The sequence below is a fragment of the Neobacillus niacini genome (assembly GCF_000759675.1).
GTDB classification, from domain to species: domain Bacteria; phylum Bacillota; class Bacilli; order Bacillales; family Cytobacillaceae; genus Neobacillus; species Neobacillus niacini_A.
The window spans coordinates 25,605-47,132 of record NZ_BAWM01000026.1 but is presented as its reverse complement, the minus strand read 5'-3'; the positions used below and the strand labels follow the sequence as shown (position 1 = coordinate 47,132).

At 36.7% G+C, this 21,528-nt stretch carries 19 protein-coding genes and 1 pseudogene; 2 read left to right on the top strand and 18 right to left on the bottom strand.

Features of this window, described 5'->3' with window-relative positions; translation table 11 throughout:
• Positions 1-35 precede the first annotated feature (35 nt).
• Complete coding sequence (locus TR08_RS14285; RefSeq protein ID WP_045519173.1) at positions 36-1,094, top strand: lactonase family protein; 1,059 nt, start codon at positions 36-38, stop codon at positions 1,092-1,094.
• Positions 1,095-1,121: 27 nt separating this feature from the next.
• Positions 1,122-1,826 carry a DUF421 domain-containing protein gene (locus TR08_RS14280; RefSeq protein ID WP_045519172.1) on the top strand — a complete coding sequence of 235 codons (705 nt, stop codon included), beginning with the start codon at positions 1,122-1,124 and terminating at the stop codon, positions 1,824-1,826.
• 48 nt (positions 1,827-1,874) lie between these two features.
• On the opposite strand, the gene TR08_RS33945 is transcribed toward TR08_RS14280, so the two are convergent.
• The 18 genes and pseudogenes from TR08_RS33945 to galE form a co-directional block, all read right to left on the bottom strand.
• A complete protein-coding gene (locus TR08_RS33945; protein ID WP_370576314.1) occupies positions 1,875-2,219 on the bottom strand; it encodes an acyltransferase family protein in 345 nt (114 codons plus the stop codon).
• A gap of 263 nt (positions 2,220-2,482) precedes the next feature.
• Positions 2,483-4,192: a right-handed parallel beta-helix repeat-containing protein gene (locus tag TR08_RS14275; protein ID WP_045519171.1), complete on the bottom strand. Its 1,710-nt coding sequence runs from the start codon at positions 4,190-4,192 to the stop codon at positions 2,483-2,485.
• A gap of 102 nt (positions 4,193-4,294) precedes the next feature.
• Positions 4,295-5,236: an ATP-grasp domain-containing protein gene (locus tag TR08_RS14270; protein WP_045519170.1), complete on the bottom strand. Its 942-nt coding sequence runs from the start codon at positions 5,234-5,236 to the stop codon at positions 4,295-4,297.
• Positions 5,233-5,940, bottom strand: coding sequence for a metallophosphoesterase family protein (locus TR08_RS14265; RefSeq protein WP_045519169.1), 708 nt, complete (start codon positions 5,938-5,940; stop codon positions 5,233-5,235). Before TR08_RS14265 ends, TR08_RS14270 begins: the two co-directional genes overlap by 4 nt.
• Complete coding sequence (locus TR08_RS14260; RefSeq protein WP_274521014.1) at positions 5,937-6,677, bottom strand: WbqC family protein; 741 nt, start codon at positions 6,675-6,677, stop codon at positions 5,937-5,939. The genes TR08_RS14265 and TR08_RS14260 overlap by 4 nt, the downstream gene beginning before the upstream one ends.
• A gap of 53 nt (positions 6,678-6,730) precedes the next feature.
• Complete coding sequence (locus TR08_RS14255) at positions 6,731-7,339, bottom strand: sugar transferase (protein WP_045519168.1); 609 nt, start codon at positions 7,337-7,339, stop codon at positions 6,731-6,733.
• On the bottom strand, positions 7,332-8,585 hold the full coding sequence (locus TR08_RS14250) for a DegT/DnrJ/EryC1/StrS family aminotransferase (protein ID WP_045519166.1): 1,254 nt from the start codon (positions 8,583-8,585) through the stop codon (positions 7,332-7,334). The genes TR08_RS14255 and TR08_RS14250 overlap by 8 nt, the downstream gene beginning before the upstream one ends.
• A gap of 32 nt (positions 8,586-8,617) precedes the next feature.
• Positions 8,618-9,820 (bottom strand): glycosyltransferase family 4 protein, encoded by a 1,203-nt coding sequence (locus TR08_RS14245; RefSeq protein WP_152597428.1) that lies wholly within the window; start codon positions 9,818-9,820, stop codon positions 8,618-8,620.
• Between the two features lie 34 nt (positions 9,821-9,854).
• A complete protein-coding gene (locus TR08_RS14240; RefSeq protein WP_045519164.1) occupies positions 9,855-10,541 on the bottom strand; it encodes a LicD family protein in 687 nt (228 codons plus the stop codon).
• A 45-nt stretch (positions 10,542-10,586) separates the two neighbouring features.
• On the bottom strand, positions 10,587-11,750 hold the full coding sequence (locus tag TR08_RS14235) for an O-antigen ligase family protein (RefSeq protein WP_152597427.1): 1,164 nt from the start codon (positions 11,748-11,750) through the stop codon (positions 10,587-10,589).
• 139 nt (positions 11,751-11,889) lie between these two features.
• Positions 11,890-13,413 (bottom strand): lipopolysaccharide biosynthesis protein, encoded by a 1,524-nt coding sequence (locus tag TR08_RS14230; protein WP_052427467.1) that lies wholly within the window; start codon positions 13,411-13,413, stop codon positions 11,890-11,892.
• Between the two features lie 32 nt (positions 13,414-13,445).
• Complete coding sequence (locus TR08_RS14225; protein WP_045519162.1) at positions 13,446-15,302, bottom strand: 2-aminoethylphosphonate aminotransferase; 1,857 nt, start codon at positions 15,300-15,302, stop codon at positions 13,446-13,448.
• Positions 15,295-16,425: a phosphonopyruvate decarboxylase gene (gene aepY, locus TR08_RS14220; RefSeq protein WP_045519161.1), complete on the bottom strand. Its 1,131-nt coding sequence runs from the start codon at positions 16,423-16,425 to the stop codon at positions 15,295-15,297. The genes TR08_RS14225 and aepY overlap by 8 nt, the downstream gene beginning before the upstream one ends.
• Positions 16,422-18,017 (bottom strand): phosphoenolpyruvate mutase, encoded by a 1,596-nt coding sequence (gene aepX / locus TR08_RS14215; protein WP_045519159.1) that lies wholly within the window; start codon positions 18,015-18,017, stop codon positions 16,422-16,424. Before aepX ends, aepY begins: the two co-directional genes overlap by 4 nt.
• Positions 18,018-18,077: 60 nt before the next feature.
• Positions 18,078-18,842 (bottom strand): tyrosine-protein phosphatase, encoded by a 765-nt coding sequence (locus tag TR08_RS14210; protein WP_045519157.1) that lies wholly within the window; start codon positions 18,840-18,842, stop codon positions 18,078-18,080.
• Positions 18,843-18,969: 127 nt separating this feature from the next.
• Entirely contained in the window at positions 18,970-19,665 is a 696-nt protein-coding gene (locus tag TR08_RS14205; RefSeq protein ID WP_370576311.1) for a CpsD/CapB family tyrosine-protein kinase, read from the bottom strand.
• Positions 19,646-20,383, bottom strand: a complete 738-nt coding sequence (locus TR08_RS14200) for a YveK family protein (RefSeq protein WP_045519146.1) — start codon at positions 20,381-20,383, stop codon at positions 19,646-19,648. The genes TR08_RS14205 and TR08_RS14200 overlap by 20 nt, the downstream gene beginning before the upstream one ends.
• A gap of 45 nt (positions 20,384-20,428) precedes the next feature.
• Positions 20,429-21,490: pseudogene (galE, locus tag TR08_RS14195) on the bottom strand (UDP-glucose 4-epimerase GalE).
• Positions 21,491-21,528: the final 38 nt, after the last annotated feature.

Sequence of the window (21,528 nt, the reverse complement as noted above, 5' to 3'; positions counted from 1 at the left end):
AATAAAGGAATAATAATTTGTAAGGAGTTTTTAACATGACATCATCTAATTTACAGCTAGGTTATATTGGTACATACACAAAAGGAGAAAGTAAAGGAATTTATAAATTCACTTTAGACAGTGATGAAGGAAAAATAACAGATATTAGGGCTGTTGCAACTCTTGAGAATCCAACCTACCTAACTTTATCCAATGATAAAAAATATTTATACTCAGTGGCCAAGGAGGGAAACTTTGGCGGACTTTCTGCCTACTCTATTACTGACAACGGAGAACTTACCCCTATCAATAATCAATTATCAGAGGGGTCTCCTCCCTGTCATGTGAGTGTTGATAGTATGATGCGGTATGTTTTTAGCGCAAATTATCATAAAGGAACTGTGGAATCCTATTTAATTAACCCAGAAGAAGGCTCGATACAGCCTGCATCCTCTATTATTCAGCATGAAGGTTCTGGACCTGATCCGAGACAGGAAAAACCGCATTTGCACTATGCTGGATTGACACCAGATGAAAAATACCTTGTGGCTGTTGATTTAGGAACAGATTCTCTTACAACCTATGAAGTAAGTGAGGAAGGAAAACTTGCTAAAGTACAGCTTCTTCCGTTAAAAGCTGGCAGCGGACCTCGGCACCTTACTTTCCATCCTCATGGAAAAATTGCATATATCATGACCGAATTTAGTTCCGAAGTAATTGTTCTGAGTTATCATCCAGAAAGTGGCAAATTTATAGAAGAACAATATATTTCTACTTTACCTGAAGATTTTAAAGAAAATAATCAAGGAAGTGCGATTCATATCTCTAACGACGGACGCTTTGTTTATGCAGGAAACCGTGGTCACAATAGCATTGCTGTTTTTTCCGTCAATGAAGAAACAGGCGGCCTCCATTTCTTAGAATATACATCTACAGAGGGAGATTGGCCAAGGGATTTTGAAATAGAACCTTCTGGTAGATATATTGTTGCTTCCAATCAAGAATCCAGTAACTTAGTTCTATTTGCAAGAGATGAAAATACCGGAAAATTAACTCTTTTACAATCTGATATAAAGGTACCACACCCGGTTTGTGTTAAGTTTTCTGGAAATTAGACTTAACTATTAAAGGATGTGTCTTCGTTGAATTTCTTTCATGGTCAGGAATCCTTAACGACAATAGAGTGGATTCTACGTGCTATCGTTGCCTATTTCTTTTTGATTCTTGTGGCGAAAGCAATGGGACAGCGTTCCATTGCTCAGCTAAGATTGATTGATTTCGCTATTGCTCTTATAATCGGGAACATCCTTGCCCACCCATTGTCAGATGAACGTCTTGGACTAAAAGGTTCTATTACCACAACAGCAGTATTGGTGGTGCTGTATATTGGCAGTGTGTATACGATGTTAAAATGGCCCCGAATTAGAAAATTAATTACTCCTCCACCCATTACACTGGTTAAAGACGGAGAGATTATTTCTAAAGGTTTGAAAAAAGCAAGAATATCAATCGATATTTTATTAGAAGAATTACGGGAAGAGAAAGTAGAAGATGTTAAAAAAGTTGCATTAGCATTGTGGGAAGCTGATGGGAAATTGTCCGTTTTTTTAGATCCAAAATACGAAGCAATCACCCCGTCAACCTATAACATGGTTACCGAACCCTTTGACCTCCCTAAGACCATAATTAAAGAAGGCAAAATTGAACTACATGAGCTCCAACAACTAAATAAGGATGAAGGGTGGCTTATACACACACTATGGAGCCACCATCAGACTGAAGTAAGTAATGTATTATTAGCAACAATCGACCGTAAAAATAACCTTACACTTTTTTTATATCACTAATGGTCAAAGGGGGTGTCTCTTTTAGAGACACCCCCTTTGTTTATGCAATTACCCTTGTACCGTTTTTGCCTTAGGAACAGTTCGTTTATTCTTTTTGTTATTATTAATGCCTATAGATATTTTCCCAACTGGATTTAGATCATTAATATATTCTATATAATAGTAACTGACAACGATAATAACAGGGTGATGAATAAGATATACAGAATAAGATGATTCGGACATATATTTTAGAAATCGATTTGACTTGTTCAGATATTTATATAGTAATCCTAATACAAGAATTAGTGTGAAAGTATTTAATATTGTATTTGAATTTGGAACTATGTCACTTATTATATAGGTTAGTATATAACTAATAATTATCAAAATAGAGATTACAGCAATTCTGATTCTTGGGAGTTTTTCGAAAAGAAATTCTTTAATCTTTTATATATCTATATGTTTCATTTTTAGGTTATAGGGCTATTACTACATTTAAGCATCTCCCCAAACTTGATGTACATCAAGTTAATATTGACAACATTAGATTAATACTTTGAATTCATGATAATGGTTTGGAAAAAACTGAACTGCAACTAACTATCTTATTTAAGTTAATTGCCAAAAGCTCCTAGTATTTTAAAACATTGTTTCGCACTTTTTTCAAAAGTGAATTAAATTAATAAAATGCTTTTAAAAGTACCATCATTATTGACGGAAATTTTGTAATATGAACCATTTTCGCTTTGAATAACGCTTGTATTTTCTCTGTTGCTTTTTCTTGGGAAATTTCGCTCGGTGTAATACCCTTCTACCACGGCAATCCATTCTAATTTAAAAGTTCCTAAATAGGCCGAACCTATACTGATATCAGCGCTACCATCGATAGCTGTTATAAATGCGGTAGTTGCTATGTAATGCCCTTTTTTGAAATTCGCGCTCCAATAATGTTCATCACCTTTTACAATTGCAGTGTTATAGCACCTGACTTCAACCGCATCGGCATCCTCCGTACTAATCATCGCACCCCAGGTATAGATTGTATTAGGTTTTAAGCCAGACAAGTTTCTTATCATTCGATCATGTTTTGACTTTGTTGTTACCTTTAAAGCTTTATCACATTCCCCGCTAAATGACGGAACAACTTGAGAAGTAAAGGTACCTTTTTTTGTCCATCCTACCGGAACCCCATTCTTTAGTGATTCAAACTCTCCAAATGGATATAAATGATCCTTAACTGCCCCCTGTTTGATCAGATTTGCACCTGGTTTAACAGTTAATGTTCCTACATTATCAAGCTCGATATTTTTACACTTTTCATCTACATAAATGGTTTGAAGATTGTTATGGGCTAATTCCCCAAGTGTCATCCCTACAAAATTGTTTGATACTTTTACATGACTTGCACCCTCTAGTTTTATTCCTAAGGGCTGCCCCCCTAGTCCATTCGTATCAATTGAAATAAATTTACCTAAGACGTGAATAGCTGCTCCTTCACTTCTTCCACCCTCAAAATAATTCCCTGCAATAAAAATACTTTCCTTGGTAGAAGGGATGTAGATATCTGCCAATTTATTTAGTTCAAAAGTATTTCCTGTTATAGTAGATTCCTTTGGAGCATAAATCCCATACCTCTTATTATCGATAATGTGTGTACCAATAATAGATAGAGCATGACAGTCTTTGTCAGCATAGAAACCTGATTTTTTATTCCTATAAAGACAGGAATTATGCAACCTTCCGATCCATGAATTTTTTCCGTAAACCCCATTTCCTTCACAGTTTCTCACATCTATTCCTTCTAATTTCCATTGAAGGTTATTTACCATTTTAATGCCTTCTGCATGTGAATTCCTAATTCCCAAGTCCTTTACAACATTTCCCCATCTCCACGAACCCTTTTCATTTCCAAAAAAAAGGATAGCTGTCATGTGGCCCAATAATGGGGATAGATATGAAGAATTACAGCCTACTCCAACTAAACTAACGTAATCAGCGTCAATTGAAATGGTTGAGGAAGTACGGAAATGACCATTCGGGAAATATACAATTCCCCCCCCAAGTGATGCTGTATAATCTATAGCGTTTTGAATAGGGACAGTATCATCGGCTTTCCCGTCACCTCTTGCTCCAAAACTTTTAACATTTACCGATATATCCGTCAACTTTGCATTTATCTTTTCAAGTTCATTAGAAATCGTATTCTCATCTTTATTCAACATCATTCCTTTATTAACTTTTTGTGGGTCTATTACTCCACCTTCCCTTTTAAAAGAAAAAAAAGTTATGAAGGCTAGAAGCCCAAAAAATAGCCAAGATAAAAAGTTTCTCCGTTCGTTATCTTCTTGATTTCTAAAAACTGGGAAGGACTTTTTTATTTTCATAATTACCTCCACAGGCAATGATCTTTTCTTACCTCGAAATAAAAAAGGGGCTTGGTTAATCACCCAAAGCCCCATTTATTATAATTCTTGCCTTAGATCCTTTTATTCTACAAGCAAGAACTTTTCATTCAATTCCCTCACACCTATCGCTATACTATAAGGATTTTTATACTCCGCTAATTTGAATTGATCTAAAGAATCGAGCCACCATAAAACGTCTTTAAAACCCAACAAATGCCGGAAGTGAACGGACCCCGACAATCTTGGATTTATCTCAAAAATATAGTTTCTTCCGTTTGATTTCCTTAATTGGATGTTAAAACTCCCTTTTAGCCCGAATTCTTTTGCGGCAATCATGGCATCACGTTTTATAGTCTCATCATTTATTAATTCCACAAATTTGGTGTATCCCCCCTGAAGCTTTCTCTTAAATGAAATGACTCTTATATCCTCCCCATCACTGAAAACCCCTACTGTATATTCATTGTCAGGTTCATCAATATACTCTTGGATTAAAAGAGGCTGCGTGAAGCTTTTTTTGATCTGTTCTAATTCTTCTTTAGTGGCTATCACTCTTAATAATTTTGACCCCCATGATTTTATAAATTTGACGATGTACTTTTTGCCATCCGGTTCAAAGTCATCTGCCAGCCAGGAGTCAGGGACATCTAAGCCGATGCTTTTTAATTTTTTTGCAGATAGGTTTTTATCGAGACAGTATTGAATAATTTCCTTCTGATTTATAAGGACCTTGATTTTTTCCTTTTGAAATACTTCAAGGTTATCACTGACAACTTCAATTTCAGGCTCACTGATCGGTATAAAATGAGTTACCTGATATTTTTTACAATGTTCCAGCAAATGAGAAATATAATTTGAGTGCAGTGCTGGAAGTGAAGTAAAAAACCCGTCAACCACATTTAAACCTACAGGGAATTGATACAAATCGCAGCCTATTAATTTATCTTTTTCCTGTAAAAGACATTTTAACACGCTATGTCCGACATCTCCGCCAATAGCAGAGACAAGTATCGTTCTATTCAAGGTGACTCCTCATTTCTAAACAGAATGTTTATCAATTTTTGGCTGCCGGGATCATTAATTTCAATATCTTTTACCAGCAAATTCCTATCCCACTCAATTTCGTGGTATTCAATTTCTCCTTCGGGAATTGTCAGTACAGCAAAACTAAAGCCATGTTTATCACGCGGCTGTCCAAGGGAACCGGGGTTGATAACGGTTGTAGATCCTATATGTCTTACCATGCGGTAATGGGTATGCCCCAAAATGACGTAATCATATTTTAAATAACCATCAGATTCAGAGATTTCCGTATCCGGATAAACCCTGCCATTCAACGGATCCATAGGTGAGCCATGAAAGATGCCTATCCTTTTCCCAAAAAAATTCAGCTCTATTTGCTCCGATAAATTTTTAACAAATTCTTTATTTTCATTGGATATTTTTATTGTTATATCTTTATAAGAATATCCAAATTTATCAATTAAGCATTTCTCCTCTGCCTGGCTCATACTGGCATTTAAAAAATATTGGTCATGGTTCCCTTTTATCGCAGATAAATGTTCCATCCCTTTCAGTTTGGAAATGATAGTGTCCTGATCGTAATAATAACCAAAAATATCCCCACAAAAAACATAAAAGTCTATTCCTAGTTCTCTACTTTTTATAAGGAATTTTTCTAATGCATATAGATTCCCATGTATATCTGAAAAAAGGCAAATTTTCACATATTACCCCTCGCATTTTGCAAAAATAGATCCCGGTAATCTAAATAAAATAAATCTTTTTCATTTCCGCTTCTAATGATTTCCAATGCATGATCGAACCCTGTGTTAAATAACAAATCAAATATTCCCATATGGGAGATAAAATCATTTCCTAATTGCGGATAGATTGGGTGATTATACATGTGATAATATAGTTCTATTTTTCTTTCAGTAAACTCCCCACCAGGGTTGTTTTCCTCTATATACGGAACCGCCCCTTGAGCTGATAAAAAACGTCTGACATTAATAGATTCACAGATATTTGCCAGCAGTTCATCTTTTTTTCCTTTATTTTTGTTTATATTTGATGAAACGATTAACCTTGAAGTAATCCCTATTTTTTCACAAATCCTTTTAATTATATCTATATTGAATTGGGCTATACTGGCATGATTTTTCCAATATATTTTTTCGATAAATGGATACACTTCGTAATAGCATTTAGCTTTCGAATAGCTATGATTGATGGATTTTAAATGCTTTTCTTTCCAATTTTCTTTTTTACAGTACGATGAATTTTGGATGAGCATATCATTTCTTTTTTTGTCCTTTACAATCGGAATTGTAAGCAATAGCTCTTTACCATTACTTTTTATTTTGTTCCTGACCTGCCAACTACGCTTCACTAATTGGACATCATCTAGAAAAACAAAAACATCTACTTTATCAATCATTGAAAAATATCCAATCCAAGGCATATAGGTTGGCTGCATTATTGCACATCTCACGGTTATTAATCTCCTCCTGATCTTTATCCCCCGATAGATTTATCATGATTTGAATAAACATGTTTGCGATGAATTATTATTGTGAATGTTTTTAATAGGATTTTTAAATCAAAAAAGAGGCTAATGTGATCCACGTAATAAACATCATTTTCAAACTTTTCTCTTAAGGGAATCGAGTTGCGGAAATAAGCTTGATTATAACCAGTTAAACCTGGTAAAACTTCTAATTTACGAATTTCATTTCCTTCATATAAAGAGATTTGATCTGGCAAATCCGGCCTGGGTCCAATAAAGCTCATATTCCCAATTACTACATTTAATAATTGGGGCACTTCATCGATACTTGTTTTTCGAATAAATTTGCCGATTTTGGTCATCCTGGGATCATTTTCCGAATTAAAGGTGGATCCGTCTTCATTTCTAATATCCGGAGCATTTACTTTCATTGACCTGAACTTATACATAAGAAATGGAATCCCATTTTTTCCAAGCCGTTTTGACTTATAAAAAATGGGGCCGTTATCCTCTAACTTTATTAAAATGCCAACTATTAATATCACAAACATTAATACTGGCAGGGCTAGTATGGCCGCCAATAAATCCATCCATCTTTTTAAAAATAATTTATACATTCGCCCTCTCTCCCACTTTTGCAGCTAAAAAATTGCCTCTCAAGATTTTCTTGAAAAAAAACATTACATACTCGATATCCTCATCGCTCAATAATGTATGAAGCGGAAGCGTAATTTCATTCTGATAAACGGCAAAAGCATTCGGAAAATCCTGAATGTCAAACCCCATATTTTTGTATGCCGTATGTAATGGAAGCGGCTTATAATGAACATTGGTAGAAATGCCATTTCGCGCCATTTCTTCAATTACATAATTACGATAAGACTCGTCTCTTCCTTTTAAGCGGACGAGGTATAAGTGTCCACTGGAAGAATAGTCATCCGTATAATGCTTTAATATATCCAATCCTTGTTCAGCAAGCTCCTGGTCATACCGTTCAATTATTTGTTTTCTTTTTTCCAAGAGAGAATCATATCGCTGAAACTGAGCAAGCCCAATAGAAGCCATAATATCCGTCATATTACATTTGTAAGCAGGATATAGGATGTCATATTCCCAGCCGCCTAATTTGTTTTTAGTCAAGGCATCCTTCGACTGCCCATGCAGTGATAACAGCATGTATTGCTTATATAGTTCCTCATTATCAATCCCTGGGATGTCTTTCCAAATAACAGCCCCGCCTTCAGCAGTAGTCAAATTTTTAACAGCATGAAAGGAGAGGCTGGTAAAATCCGCGGCCTCACCGCTTTTTCTTCCCTTATATACAGCTCCAAAAGAATGGGCAGCGTCGGCAAGGACGATTACCCGGCCAAATGCCTCTTGCAGCTCATTTGTCGGGTGAAATAAATGTTTTTTTCGACTTGCGATTTCAAAGATTCGATCATAATCACACATCACGCCGGCAATATCGACTGGAATAATGGCTTTTGTTTTTTCAGTAATGGCCTTCTCTAACCGGTCATAATCCATTTGAAAAGAATCCTTTGCTGTATCTACTAATACAATTTTTGCCCCTGTATGGTGAATTACACTAGCGGAAGCGGTGTACGTATAGGCGCTGGTGATTACCTCATCCCCTTGACCAATGCCGAGAATTCTCAACGTTAATTCCATCGCCGCCGTTGCTGAATTCAAGCAAACAGCTTTACCCGAATTGGTATAGGCAGCGATTTTTTCTTCCAATAATTTTGTTTTCGGTCCTGTTGTAATCCATCCTGATTTTAGGGTATCGATCACAGCATTGACTTCATGCTCAGTAATATCTGGAGGAGAGAATGGAATTTGAAGAGTTTTTCCTGCGTTCATTTACTACCATCCTTTCATGCTAATTAGCCAGTTTACATACGAAGCTTTAAATCAATGACACCTCCTTCATACCTATCCACTAGAATATGTTTATAAATTTCATTCATTTCTTTTTTCACAATTTCCACATCAAACTTTTTGATTGCCTCTAAGTTATTCGAGCTCATTTCGAACCTTAAATTTTCGTTTGCTATAAGTTCATTAATGGCCTTTGCATACCCATTTGCGTCAAAAGGATTGATTAACATGCCCCCATTGCCATGTTCAATTAGATCCACATTCCCACGTACGTTGGAAACAATACATGGAAGCCCTGAAGCCATTGCTTCCATCAATGATCGGGGCAGCCCTTCCTGAATACTTGGAAACAAAAAAAGATCAGATATATGCAGTAATTCCTTGATATCTGATCGAAAACCCAAAAAATGTATTTGATTGTCTACCCCAAGTTCTTTTGCTAAAGCTGTTAGCGAGTCTAATTCAGGACCTTTCCCGCAAATCAAAAAATGCAGCTTGGGGTTGTTCGCTTTCGCGATGGCTGTTATTGCAGTGTTAAAATTCTTTCTTTTTATCAAATCACCAGTGGATATGATAGCAATATCGTCACCTCTTAAACCAATAGCTTCTCTGATCTTTCTTTTGTCCAAACTTTCAAGTTGATATTGCTCGGTATCAATTCCAACACCAGGTATATAATAAACCCTTCCGCCCTTTCTTAAATTAAATTTTTGGGCTGCTTCAAAATCCTCCTGGTTCATTGTTATGATGGCATCTGTGAATCGAGCCATAATCATTTCAGCCCATTTAAAAAATGTCCGATTTATCAAGGGGGCCCCATTATAAAAATGAAAACCATGAGCTGTATAAATTACTTTCGGAACCTTCGCCAATTTTCCGCATAATCGTCCCATGATGCCGCCAATGGGAGTATTACAGTGAATGACGTCGATTTGTTCCCTTTTCAGCAGGGACAACAAATTTTTAAAGGCAGTGAAGTTACTTTTAATATCCAACAAGCTGCGAAACGTACTAGAATCATAGAATATAATATCATAGCCTTCACATTCCAGATTTTCGGCCGTCTTTCGATTTACACCCATGAAAATTTTATACCCCTGTTCTAGGGCCGCCTCCACACATGGCAAACTAAAATTACTCAGCTTTATTTTATCCATGTTCATTTGTTCTTCAGGGGTGGGCTTATTGCCATTGGCGATAAACACATATTTTTTCAACCGATCACATCCTTTCATCGATTATAGGCATTCTCTATACGTGCTCAATGACGGCTAAATGATTGGTTAATTTTCTGACCTCACAGGAATCAATGCTCCAATTTTTATTCTTTATCATAAAACTTCGCCCATATAATTCTTCAAGGTGAGAATGATAATTATCCGGGACCCATACCTGTAAACCGTAGAAATCATACTTAGTTAATTCAAATTTTGACAAACAATATTCACTGACCCGTAAGCCGCCAAATTGTTTTATGCATTCATCCGGGCTTAGATTATTGAAGCTTTGAAATTCAAAAATCTTGATTTGATCCTCCAGTTTATAAGCATAAAAGATATCAATTGTTGCCGTTTTATATTTATAGGTTTCCTCAATAATTTGTCCGGACAACAGTTTCGCTCTTTTCTTTAATTTAAACCCTCTTGCAGCTAATATTTGTTCCATCCGTTCGTCCCTGTCGTCAATACACATTGCAATATCGATGTCAAAATCGTGGGAAATAAATCCTTTATCTCTAACGGCTCCGAGCAAGGTTCCGAACTCTAACCAGTACCTCCAATTATTTTGACTCATGGCTTCTACTAAGGTCTTGATTGCCTTTTTGGCGCTTAAATTAAATAGGATTCCAATCAATTTTACATATGGCTTCATGAAATACCTTTTTGCAAATTCGTAAATTCCAAGTTTAAAAAAAAGATTTTTTAATAAATTTTCCATAATTCGGCCTCACTTACCTTCAAATTTTTGGCTTTTCTATGTATCTTAGCTTTGCTGCTTCCCTTTCAGATTGCAAATCAATACACCCAAGAAAAACCAAAACATTCTGGCGTTATTTAAGGAAACCGCGATAGATCCAATTAATAACACAATTAAAATATCTCTTAACATTCTATTGGTATCTTTCTTTTCTTTGTTCAATGTGGCTTTGAACAGCAGGGCGGCTAAATAAACATAGAAGATGGTGGCAAAGATTCCACCCCACTCTGAGTAAGATTGGATATACGTATTATGAGCAACTGTACCAATCCCAGATATTTTTTCCGCAACCGCTGTATACGTTCCAACACCTACTCCAAGTAAAGGTGATAGACCAATCAACTGAATCCCTGTCAGCCAAACGGTAAGTCTTGAGGATCCGCTATCATTGAACGCAGCGTTAAAATCTGTAAAGAGCAGAGCCATACGCTGATATTGTAAATTCTTATCCAAATTTAAAGAAAGGTTTGATTCAAATAATGGCAAGATCCCCAGTATGATTAATAAAAGACAAATGGATACAAATGTAAACAAGACTGTTTTGTATTTTAATTTCCTTTTAAAAAGTCTGCGAAAAATAAACATTACCATATATAAACCTAAAGTAATTAAACCCGTTTTAGATCCTGATAAAAAAATGCTGCCTAAAATTATCACAAAGATGAGTAATTTAGCCTTCAAAGAAATTTTTTCCTCCCGCAAAAAAAACGGCAGTGCGCTGATTTGGACTATAGCAAAGTAGTTCGGGTCGTTCATAAATCCATTGTAACGAAACTCGCCAAAATCATACCATTGATAAAGGAATGTCAGTCCAAATAGATGCATGACAATCCCCAATGTTCCTGCTAATAACGCAGCAATGGAATACCATTTTAACGATAAGCGGACTGCTTTTTCCTGGATTAAATTAAATCCTGCTATGAAATAAGCAAACACGACTGCCAGCTTAATATAATCTGTCAGGATGGACTGAATTTCAGCAGTCACACCAAACTTATAAGGTGTATAAAAAATCGATGTGGTAACCAAGGCTGCAGATAAAAATAAAAAATAAACGGTATGGTAACCCGGAACTTTTATCCCGCTAAAAAACAAATAAATCAGCAAGGCAACAATGATAGTATCACTATATGAAAAATTGATTCCTCCAATAATACTCGTTTGATTCAAAAATATAGAAAGCAAAAGAACCAGAAAATAATAGAGATTCTTTTGCGTCTCTGTAGTAGAAACAGCAGATAAAGAAGCTATTTTCCTAGCCCCCTTTCATCAAAGCATTCTAAAAACCAAACTTTACAATCTGTACGAATTAATGCATTACTTCTCTTTTTCTGGAAAGAATGAGTTTCCCCCTTTGGAATATGCTCATGGACATTTTAGGATCTGCCAGGATATTTCCAACAATGATAATGCCAAAATTCCAAGCAGAAAGGAGCAGGGCGTATCCCGTCCATTCAATAAAGTTTTTAGGTTGAATGGTCAGAAAAAGCTGAATTGGCAAAACGGCAGCTACGGATAAGAGCAAATTAATCCCTAGCTTATAAATGGTCAGGGTTAAGGAATGATCCAATATTTTTCTGGATGCATAAAAAATGATATCGGTCGTCCGATAAAGATAAGAGCATAGGGCGCCTATGAGAACCCCTTCCATTCCAAATATCTGGACAAAAAAAAGGGAGGCACTAAGATTTATAGCAGCTTCCGCAATGGCGCGGTTTTTTGTTTGCTTAAAATGTCCGGCAGAATGAATCAGCGTTTGCGCCGGAATTCTAATATTGCTGACAGCTCCCACACTAATAAACAAAATGGCTAATTCGGGCCGAATATATTCTGCATCAGAAACACCCCGAGTGTATACCTCTATAAATGGGAGAATCAGTATAAAAGTCGTGGAAAAAGCCCAGGCAATCATGGCAAAATAAATCGATTCAAAGATCATAAAAACCTCTTTCACCTTCTGCATTTCCCCTCTTACCAGCAAATCACCTATTCCAGCAAACAGCGACCCCGAAAAGGAAGTGACCAACATAATGATTGCCGAGAACACCATGTTATAAGTCGTGTACACACTCACTTCTTTAAGCCCTAAAAAGAGCGTAATAACAATGATGGGGCTGTTAAATACAATCACACCGGTTATTTGATGGATAAAAACATCCTTGCGCTGGGCAAAAACCGCGGTATCTGGCTTTTCTTTAAAACTGACATGAGAATAGTTTTTCTTGATATAGGAAGCAACCATTATTGATCTCGATAACAGCATGATTGATGCAATACCATTTACAAACAAAATATGCATTCCAAATTTAATCAACACCAAATAAGCGATTAAATTAAAAATCAAGCTGATAATCTGGATAGCTGTCAGTACATATTCCCGTTGGTCTGCAACAAGCAATACCTTATATTTTCCGATGATAAAAAAATCCAAAAAGATGCTAAAGCCAAGAATAAGAACCAACGAGAACGATAATGTGTAGCTAACCTGTCCGGCAATAATGAAAGGGTAGATTACGGCAAGCATTATGGTCAGGCTTAAAAAAATCAAACCGGCCCGCTTGTAAAGAACCTTTGCCGAGGATAGAATCCTATTGGCACCGTTCCTATCGCCGGATGCCAACGGCTTTAGCAAAGCTGTTATCGACGTAAGCCCGATTCCGGCTTCCACGATATAAAAAAAATTTAAAAATTGTCTAATTGATAAAATAAGACCGTTTATGGCAGAACCATAAACGGTCATAAATAACCTCGGCAGAACCAGCCAGATTAAGGTATAAATCAGTTGATACGAGAGATTAGAGATCATAATATAAAAAGCTTTTTTTGTCCGCATAATCGGGTGTGCCGCCTTTTATTAATTTTGTCCTATACTTTCTCTTCAAGACAATGACCTATACTTATTAAATACTGTTCAAGAAGCGTGATAAACACTTCCATATCCTCCAATGTTATATCGCCGATATTGGCAATTCGAAAGGTATTCTGTTCATCAAGCTTTCCAGGGTAAATTGTAAACCCGTGACGTGAAAAATAATCATGCATCTTATTAAAATCATAGTCAGGGGTCTCCGGCTCACGAATCGCCGTAATAATCCGGGAATGATGGTTTTTAGGGACGAGCAGGGTTAAACCGAGCCTTGCGATTCCATCAATTAAAACCGCCCATGCCTGGCTATATCTGGCGTACCTGTTTTCTACACCCTCCAAATTGGTTTCAATAATCGCCTGTCTTAGCGCATACAGCGTTTGAACAGGAGGAGTAAATCGCAGCTGTTTTGTTTTGGAAAAATAGTGATACTGTGAAAAAAGATGAAGATAGAAATTCCTTGGTGGAAGATCCCGGGTCATCTCCAAATCCGCCCTATTGGCAATAACAAAACCAACTCCCGCCATTCCCTGAAGGTTCTTATTGGAAGAAGCGGCAAGATAACTAATATTCATTTCATCCATCCGAATGGGTATGGCACCAAAAGAGCTCATTGCATCAACAATTAACTGGATATTGTACCTTTTGCAAAGGGACCCAATGGCATAAATATCATTCAGTAATCCTGTTGTTGTTTCATTATGGACAACGCAGAGATGAGTAATTTTCTTGTTGGAGGATTGAATTTCTTTCTCTAACGAATCAAGATTAATCGCTTCGGATGGACTGCTGCGGAAATCAATATAATTCATTCGATAAACATCTGCAATCTGGCACATTCTTTCTCCATAAGCGCCATTATTAATGATAAGGACTGCATCCTCCCCAATTACAGAGCTCAAAATCGCCTCAACCGCCGCCGTCCCCGAACCGCCAAATAAAACCGTCGTATATTTTTCTGGGTCACCCGCCAATTTCGTCAGTTCGGCCGCAATCATTTCCATTACCTCGCCGAATTCCGTCTCTCTTGGACAAATATCAGGCACCACCTGTGAATATTTCACCGTATCCGTTGTTGTTGCAGGGCCCGGATTGAGCAACCGATTCCTTGTAACAGAGGGCAAATTTTTGTCTTTTAGAGCGACCATCGGATAAATAAACTGCTTTGCCCGAAGCAAATGGCAGTCGTCATCAATTTCACACCAGACAAAATCTTTTACAGTGTGAACATAGATTGGAATCCTGTGTGAGATGCCTACTAACGCTGTTTCGTAATCAAGCAGCGGGTCTTTTGGAAATTGTGTATCTGCAAAGCTGCATAATGCACGAAAAGCCGACAGGGAAAGCTTTGTGATTCCTGTTAATTCCGCTTGAGCCTGTTTAAGATCTTCTCTGTTTTTTGACATCCTTACCAGCAGATTGTCTTCATTGATTTCAATAAAAACCTCGTCATTTGAATTGGTAAAACCGCTTGCCAAAATCACGTCAGGCTGCTGATGGTTTATTAACTGTTCCAATCCCCGCTTTTCATAAATTAAGTCGCTTTCAAGCAGAAGAAAGTCCTCCGAAACATAATCTCTTAAAATATATAGTGTGTACATGCTCCCCGTTTCCATATAATCATGGTTACGAACACAGCGGACTTGCGGATAGCTATCTTCAAGTTGTTCGTATACCTCTGCCAAATAACCGGTCCCGATGATGACCTTTTCAATCCCTGACTCTAGCAACTTTATTATCGATTCTTCAACAATAGGCTTAGCCTCCAAGGACAGGAACCCTTTTGGTTTATCCGCTGTGCGGTCTCCCAGGCGGGTGCCCATTCCCCCTGCTAAAATCACGGCAGTTTTAATCATCAATAAACACCTTCAATCTCTCTTTAACTTCGTGCGGCTTCATTTTCGGCCTTCCCAAATCTACCTTAGAACCTTTGGCTATTTTTATATAGAGGAAGGTTAATTGCTTTTCCTTCTTCCAAGTTTTTATGCTGGTTTCCAACTCTGATAGATTATGGATATAAATAGACTTCGAATAGCCGCATGCTGCAGCAATATCGACGAATTGAACATTGTTCGAAACTGTAAGCTGCCCTCCAGTCGAATCATGTGTATTATTGTCCAGCAGGATATGAAGCATATTTTTCGGGGCATAACTTCCATTTGTCGCCAGGCTTCCCATCCTCATAAGCAAGGCTCCGTCCCCTTCAATCACGACTAGATCGTGTTCATTTTTCGTTAATGCAAGACCCAGTCCGATTGAGCTGACACATCCCATTGAGCCGACCATGTAAAAATTATTCGGAACATCCTCGACCTCGTTGAGTTCTCTGCCTGTTTTGCCAGTTGTCGCCAATTGAACCGTTTTTCCATCTTTTAAAGAATTAATAAGCTGTAAAGTTTCATATCTGGTGGGAAACTCGTTTTCTATTGTTTGATTGATTTTTAACCTATTTTCATTTATAAGCAGGTTCTGTTCCTTCAGCCCTTCTTTTTCAAACGTATTCTTTTTTACGATAAAAAAGAAAGATTGATTATTCTCAATATAAGAATTGGCTCGATCCAATTGTTCCTTTGCCGTTTCCAAATCGGCGGACAGATAATCCCATTTAATTTCCATCAGTTCAAGCATCCCGTTAGTAATACAGCCCATCAGCTCATGCTGGGGTTCATCGGGAATTCCTATCTCTCCTCTTAGACTGACAAAGCCGAGCACTGGCAGTCTAAAAGGGTAGTTCAGGGATACTAATGGAGAAACAGCATTTGTCAGCCCTGAATTTTGCATGAGAACTACCGGTTTCTTTCCTCCAAGATATGCACCTGCTGCAATAGCAACCGCCTCGCCCTCATTAGTTGCCGCAACATAATCACATTCATTTATTGCGAAATTAATTAAATTTTTTAAAAACGAACAAGGAACCCCACTATAAAAATCAAATCCGAGACTTTTTAATTCATCGCCAAACGCTTTCGTGCTTATCAAAACAATTCACCTGCTTTTTGTAGGTCTTTTATTGTATCGATATCTAGCCAAGAACCCTTAATATATTTCACTGCAATTGGATGATTCGTACTAATATGATTAAAAAGATCTGCCAATGTGAGATTTTTAAAATCATGTCTTTCCGTTAATTCAGCTATTGCTCTCTTCACAATGCCAGCACCATTCTTTGTTACCTTCCAGAGCCCTATAAATTCACCATTTATTTCATTTACTTCCATGTTCCCTGACATTTTGATAAATTCGACAGTACTTGAATATAGTTTTTTCGAGTAAGGAATATTTGTTGAGACGAAGTCTTTGTCATTGCTAATCGTTTGTACATCAGCATCCACTATGAGAGTAATGTCGCTCATATCATTAAGCAAGTCATTTAAAATATAATTTTTAAAAATGATATCTCCATAACTAATAATTGTATTTTCTTTAATTTGATCCATTGCAAGGTATAGGGAATACAACTCCTTAGTTTTGTAGTGTAAATCATTGTCAATAACTGAAAAATTTGTACCAGCAACCTGCTCTTTTCCAAATCCCCTTACTACACATATATCTTTGATACCAACCTTTTTGAATTCATCCACCTGAGTATTTAATAAGGTCTTTCCACCGACTTCCAAAAGGGTTTTTGGAATTTCTGCAGTAAGCTCATCCAATTCCCCGCGGCTTGCCGCCAATATTACAGCGCTTACATTCTTTCCAATGGCAGGAAGATATCGTTTCTCAGCTCTCTTTAATTCATCTGCTCCCTGAAGACGGAATACCTCGTCAACTGAAACTATTTGTTCCTCAACATTGGCTAAAGTTTGTTCCCGATAAATCTGCTCTGAGGTTTGTTTAATAGCAGTTATAGCTGATCTTAGATTATGATTAGCCCAAATAACCAGGCTGGTTCCTAATTCTCTAAATCTATCAGTTGGAACTGTGTAATACTTGGTTGGGACGATTACAACCGGTAGTCTGCCCCCCCACTCTTTCATAAAGGCTTCAATTTCTGAAATATCACTTCTTTTACTGTGCATCAAGATAGCATCAGTTCCGGCTTGTCGATATGCCTCGGCACGCCTAAGTGCTTCCTCCAACCCCCATCCAGCAATGAAGGCTTCCACCCTGGACACCACAACAAAATCATCATCTTTCTGGCTGTCCTTCATCGCTTTTATTTTTCCACAAAACTCCTCGATATCTGCAAGAGGCTGCGTTTCCCCTCTAATAAAGGAATTGGTTTTTGGAAATAATTTGTCTTCAATACAAACACCTGCAATATCTCTTGACTCCAATTTTTTTACTAACCTTCTAGCATTATTGAAATTGCCGTACCCTGTATCACCATCTAGTAGAATGGGAACGGAGGTCGCATCACTCATGAATTCTAATGTGTCGAGTACCTGGGTCCATGAAGCTTCATTATTGTCTCGCACCCCCATTGATGCTGAAATTGAAAGACCACTGCCCCATATCCCTTTAAAACCTGCCTCTTCCACAATTTTTGCAGTCAATCCATTATGGGCCTCCATAATAAATTCCAAAGAATTTGAGTAAATTAAGTTTTTTAATTGTGTTGTTTTTTTCATTGATTTCTCCCTTTCAATTTTAAAAAATATATAATTATTCTTTTAAAAGAGGTTGTCATACTAAAAAATCCCCAATATCCTTTTTCTTATCGGAACTGGGTCCTCTTTGTAAATATATTGTCCACTTAAGAGCAATTCGGCATTATCCATAAAATAAAAGGTTCGATTAATACCAAATTTTTTTGTAATTATTTCATAGGATTCGTGAAGAGAAAACCCCCTGGAAACTACATTATGAGCATCAGTTGCAATGAAATGTGCCAAGTTGTGCTCGATGATTTTTCCAGAAAAAGATTTGACTTTTTTACCAAAGTGCCCTAATAAACTCCCGGATGTAAGTTGCGTCAATGCGCCCTCATTAATCAAATCAAAAAGCAGATGGTTTTCTTCCATAAACCCTAAGTTCCTTTCAGGGTGTACAATAATTGGAGTGATTTCCTTCAGTAACAGTTCATAGACCACTTCTCTTGTGTAATTTGGAACTTCCCCTGATGGAAGTTCTAATAATAAGTATTTACCGTTATTGTCGAGAGTTAATATTTCATTCATTTCCAGTGAAGCAAATAATTCACGATGGATTCTTAATTCTTGACCTGGATGAACGGTAATGAGAATATTTTCTCGTATTAAATGATTATTGAACTCTATTACACTATCCAAGATTTCACGCTTTGAATTGAAATATTGTCCATTCAGATGATGCGGTGTAGCGAATAAATGTGTAATACCTTCTTTTACAGCTGTTTTAGCCATATTCAAACTCTCTAAAAGATTAGAGGAACCGTCATCTAGTCCAGGTAATATGTGAGAATGCAAATCAATCAATCCTACACCCCCAAATAAAAAAGTAGAGAAGGGAAATCACCAGATTTAAGCAAAGTTTTAAGCCTACTTAAAACAAGAATTGATTAAATACTCTGTCCTTATTTTGGAAAATTTATCGAGTAATGCTCTAACTATAATGACCATAACCATTCTTTTTAGATTCGACTCCATTCACCACGACACCAAGCAATTGACACTTTGCCTTCTCTAACATATCCTTCGCTTTCCTTGCCTGATCCTTATGGGTTTTTCCACTGGCCACAACCAATACTACACCATCACATTTATTTCCCAAGATTTGCGCGTCTGTGACAGCAAGTATTGGTGGTGTATCAAAAACTATATACTCATACATATCTTTTAATTCTTCCATTACCAATTCCATAGCTTTTGAATCTAAAAGTTCCAAAGGATTGGGGGGGATGGGCCCACTAGTTAATATATCCAGGTTAGGAACATTGGTCTTAGCTATGGCGAAATCTAAGTTAATTTCCTTAGTTAGCACACTGGTTATTCCATCTAAATTACTTGTATTAAACGCATAATGAACCGAGGGTTTTCTTAAATCTGTATCTACAAGCAAAACCCTTTTTCCTTGCTGTGTCAGTACTATTGCTAAATTTGCTGCTGTAGTGGTCTTTCCATCAGAAGGTTCAGGTGAAGTGACTACTATTGATTTAATTTCTTTATCCACTGATGAAAAGTGAATGTTATTCCTTATCAGGCGATACTGTTCTGTAATTGGGGATTTTGGATTTTCATTTACAATTAAATACACTGTTTTTTTAGTTTTGTTTTTAGATTTACGCTTCAAGAGTTTCACTTCCCGTTTCCTGAATTAAATAACCTTTTTCTTCCATACTTTGAGTTCGTGAAACCTTTTCGATAGTACCGAGAACCGGTAGTCCAAGGTATGCTGCAGCATCTTGATCATCCTTTAGAGTATTGTCCATTAATTCTAATAGGAATGCTATCCCAATTCCGATCATTAATCCTATTACAAATGCTATAGAAGTATTCAACATCGGCCGTGGATATACCGGAATAGGATTATCTTTTAATTCTGCTCTTGCAAGAATGCTAACGTTATCAACGTTCATAATGCCTTTAATCTCTTCTTGAAAAATTTCAGACACCATATTAGCCATTGCAACTGCTTTTCCTGCATCAGGATCCTCAATTGTCAAAGAAAACACTTGTGAATTCTCTTGGCTGATAATCGTAATTTTCTCATTGAGATCCTCTACACTTTGTTTGAGTTCAAGTTCGTCAATAACTTTTTGAAGAATGGCTGGACTTTTTATTATTACGCTATACGTATTAATCAAATCCACATTGCCTTGTAACAAATAGTAGTCTAACTGATTCTCACTATTTTTTTGATTTACAAGTATTTGTGTAGATGCTTGATATAAAGGTGTCAATAAAAAAAATGAGATAATGCTGCTAATTATCGCCGCAGTCAATGTAATAACCACAATTAACTTCCAGCGGTGCTTAAGGATTTTAAAAAAATCAATTAGACTGATTGTTTTCTCCATAGTCCCCTCCAAGATCTTGTAAGGAAGTGCTTGAACTAAAAATTCCTAGCTTTTTGTTATGCTAGGAATTTTTACACCACCAATTAATTTTTCTTCCTTTGTATACCCATCTGGAATATTAACTTGCCATCTCCATGAGTCCAAAAACATTTCTTGGATTCCCCTCTCTGCTTTCCAACCTAATTCTTTCATTGCTTTAGGGATCCGCATAGCAAATGGCTAAATCACCTGGTCTTGGCTGAGTAATTTGATACTGAATATTAATACCTGTAACAGATTCGAATGCTGATACTAATTCCAATACACTACAACCTTTACCTGTACCAAGATTATATGTAGATATCCCTAGTTGATTGCTGATTTTTTCCAATGCCTTTATATGACCAATTGCTAGGTCAACAACATGGATATAATCTCTTACACCTGTCCCATCCACGGTAGGATAACAATTTCCATATACATTAAGCACTTCAAGCTTCCCTACTACAACCTTGGTAATATATGGCATTAAATTAGTTGGAATCCCTTGTGGATCTTCTCCAATCTTTCCGCTTTCATGGGCATCTATCGTGTTAAAATATCTTAATATAGTTATTCTCCAATCCGGATCTGCTGAATATAAAACTTGTAGCATTTCTTCAATGAATAATTTAGTCCTACCATATGGATTACGTGCATTAAGTGGAGGGTCTTCTGAAATTGGAACTTTATTAGTTAAACCGTTAACAGTTGCTGATGAACTGAATACTAACTTTTTGACATTATATTTTTGCATTAGTTGAGTAAGAATAACCGTACTCATTATGTTATTTTTGTAATACCAAAGAGGATTTTTCACGGATTCTCCTTACAGCTTTAATTCCTGCAAGGTGAATAACAGCATCGATATGATTCTCTAAAAATACGTTTTCTAGTTGTTTTTCTTTAATCATATCAACATGATAAAACTTAAAACTTCTTCCAGTTATCTCGTGTACTTTATGTAACGATTCAGGTTTACTGTTTATAAAATTATCAACAACAATAAGATCATAAACCGGCATTTAATAGTTCTATTAGTGTATGGCTTCCAATAAAGCCTGCTCCCCCTGCAACAAGTATTGCCATAAATATCACCTCCCAATATAAAAACAATTCAAGCATTA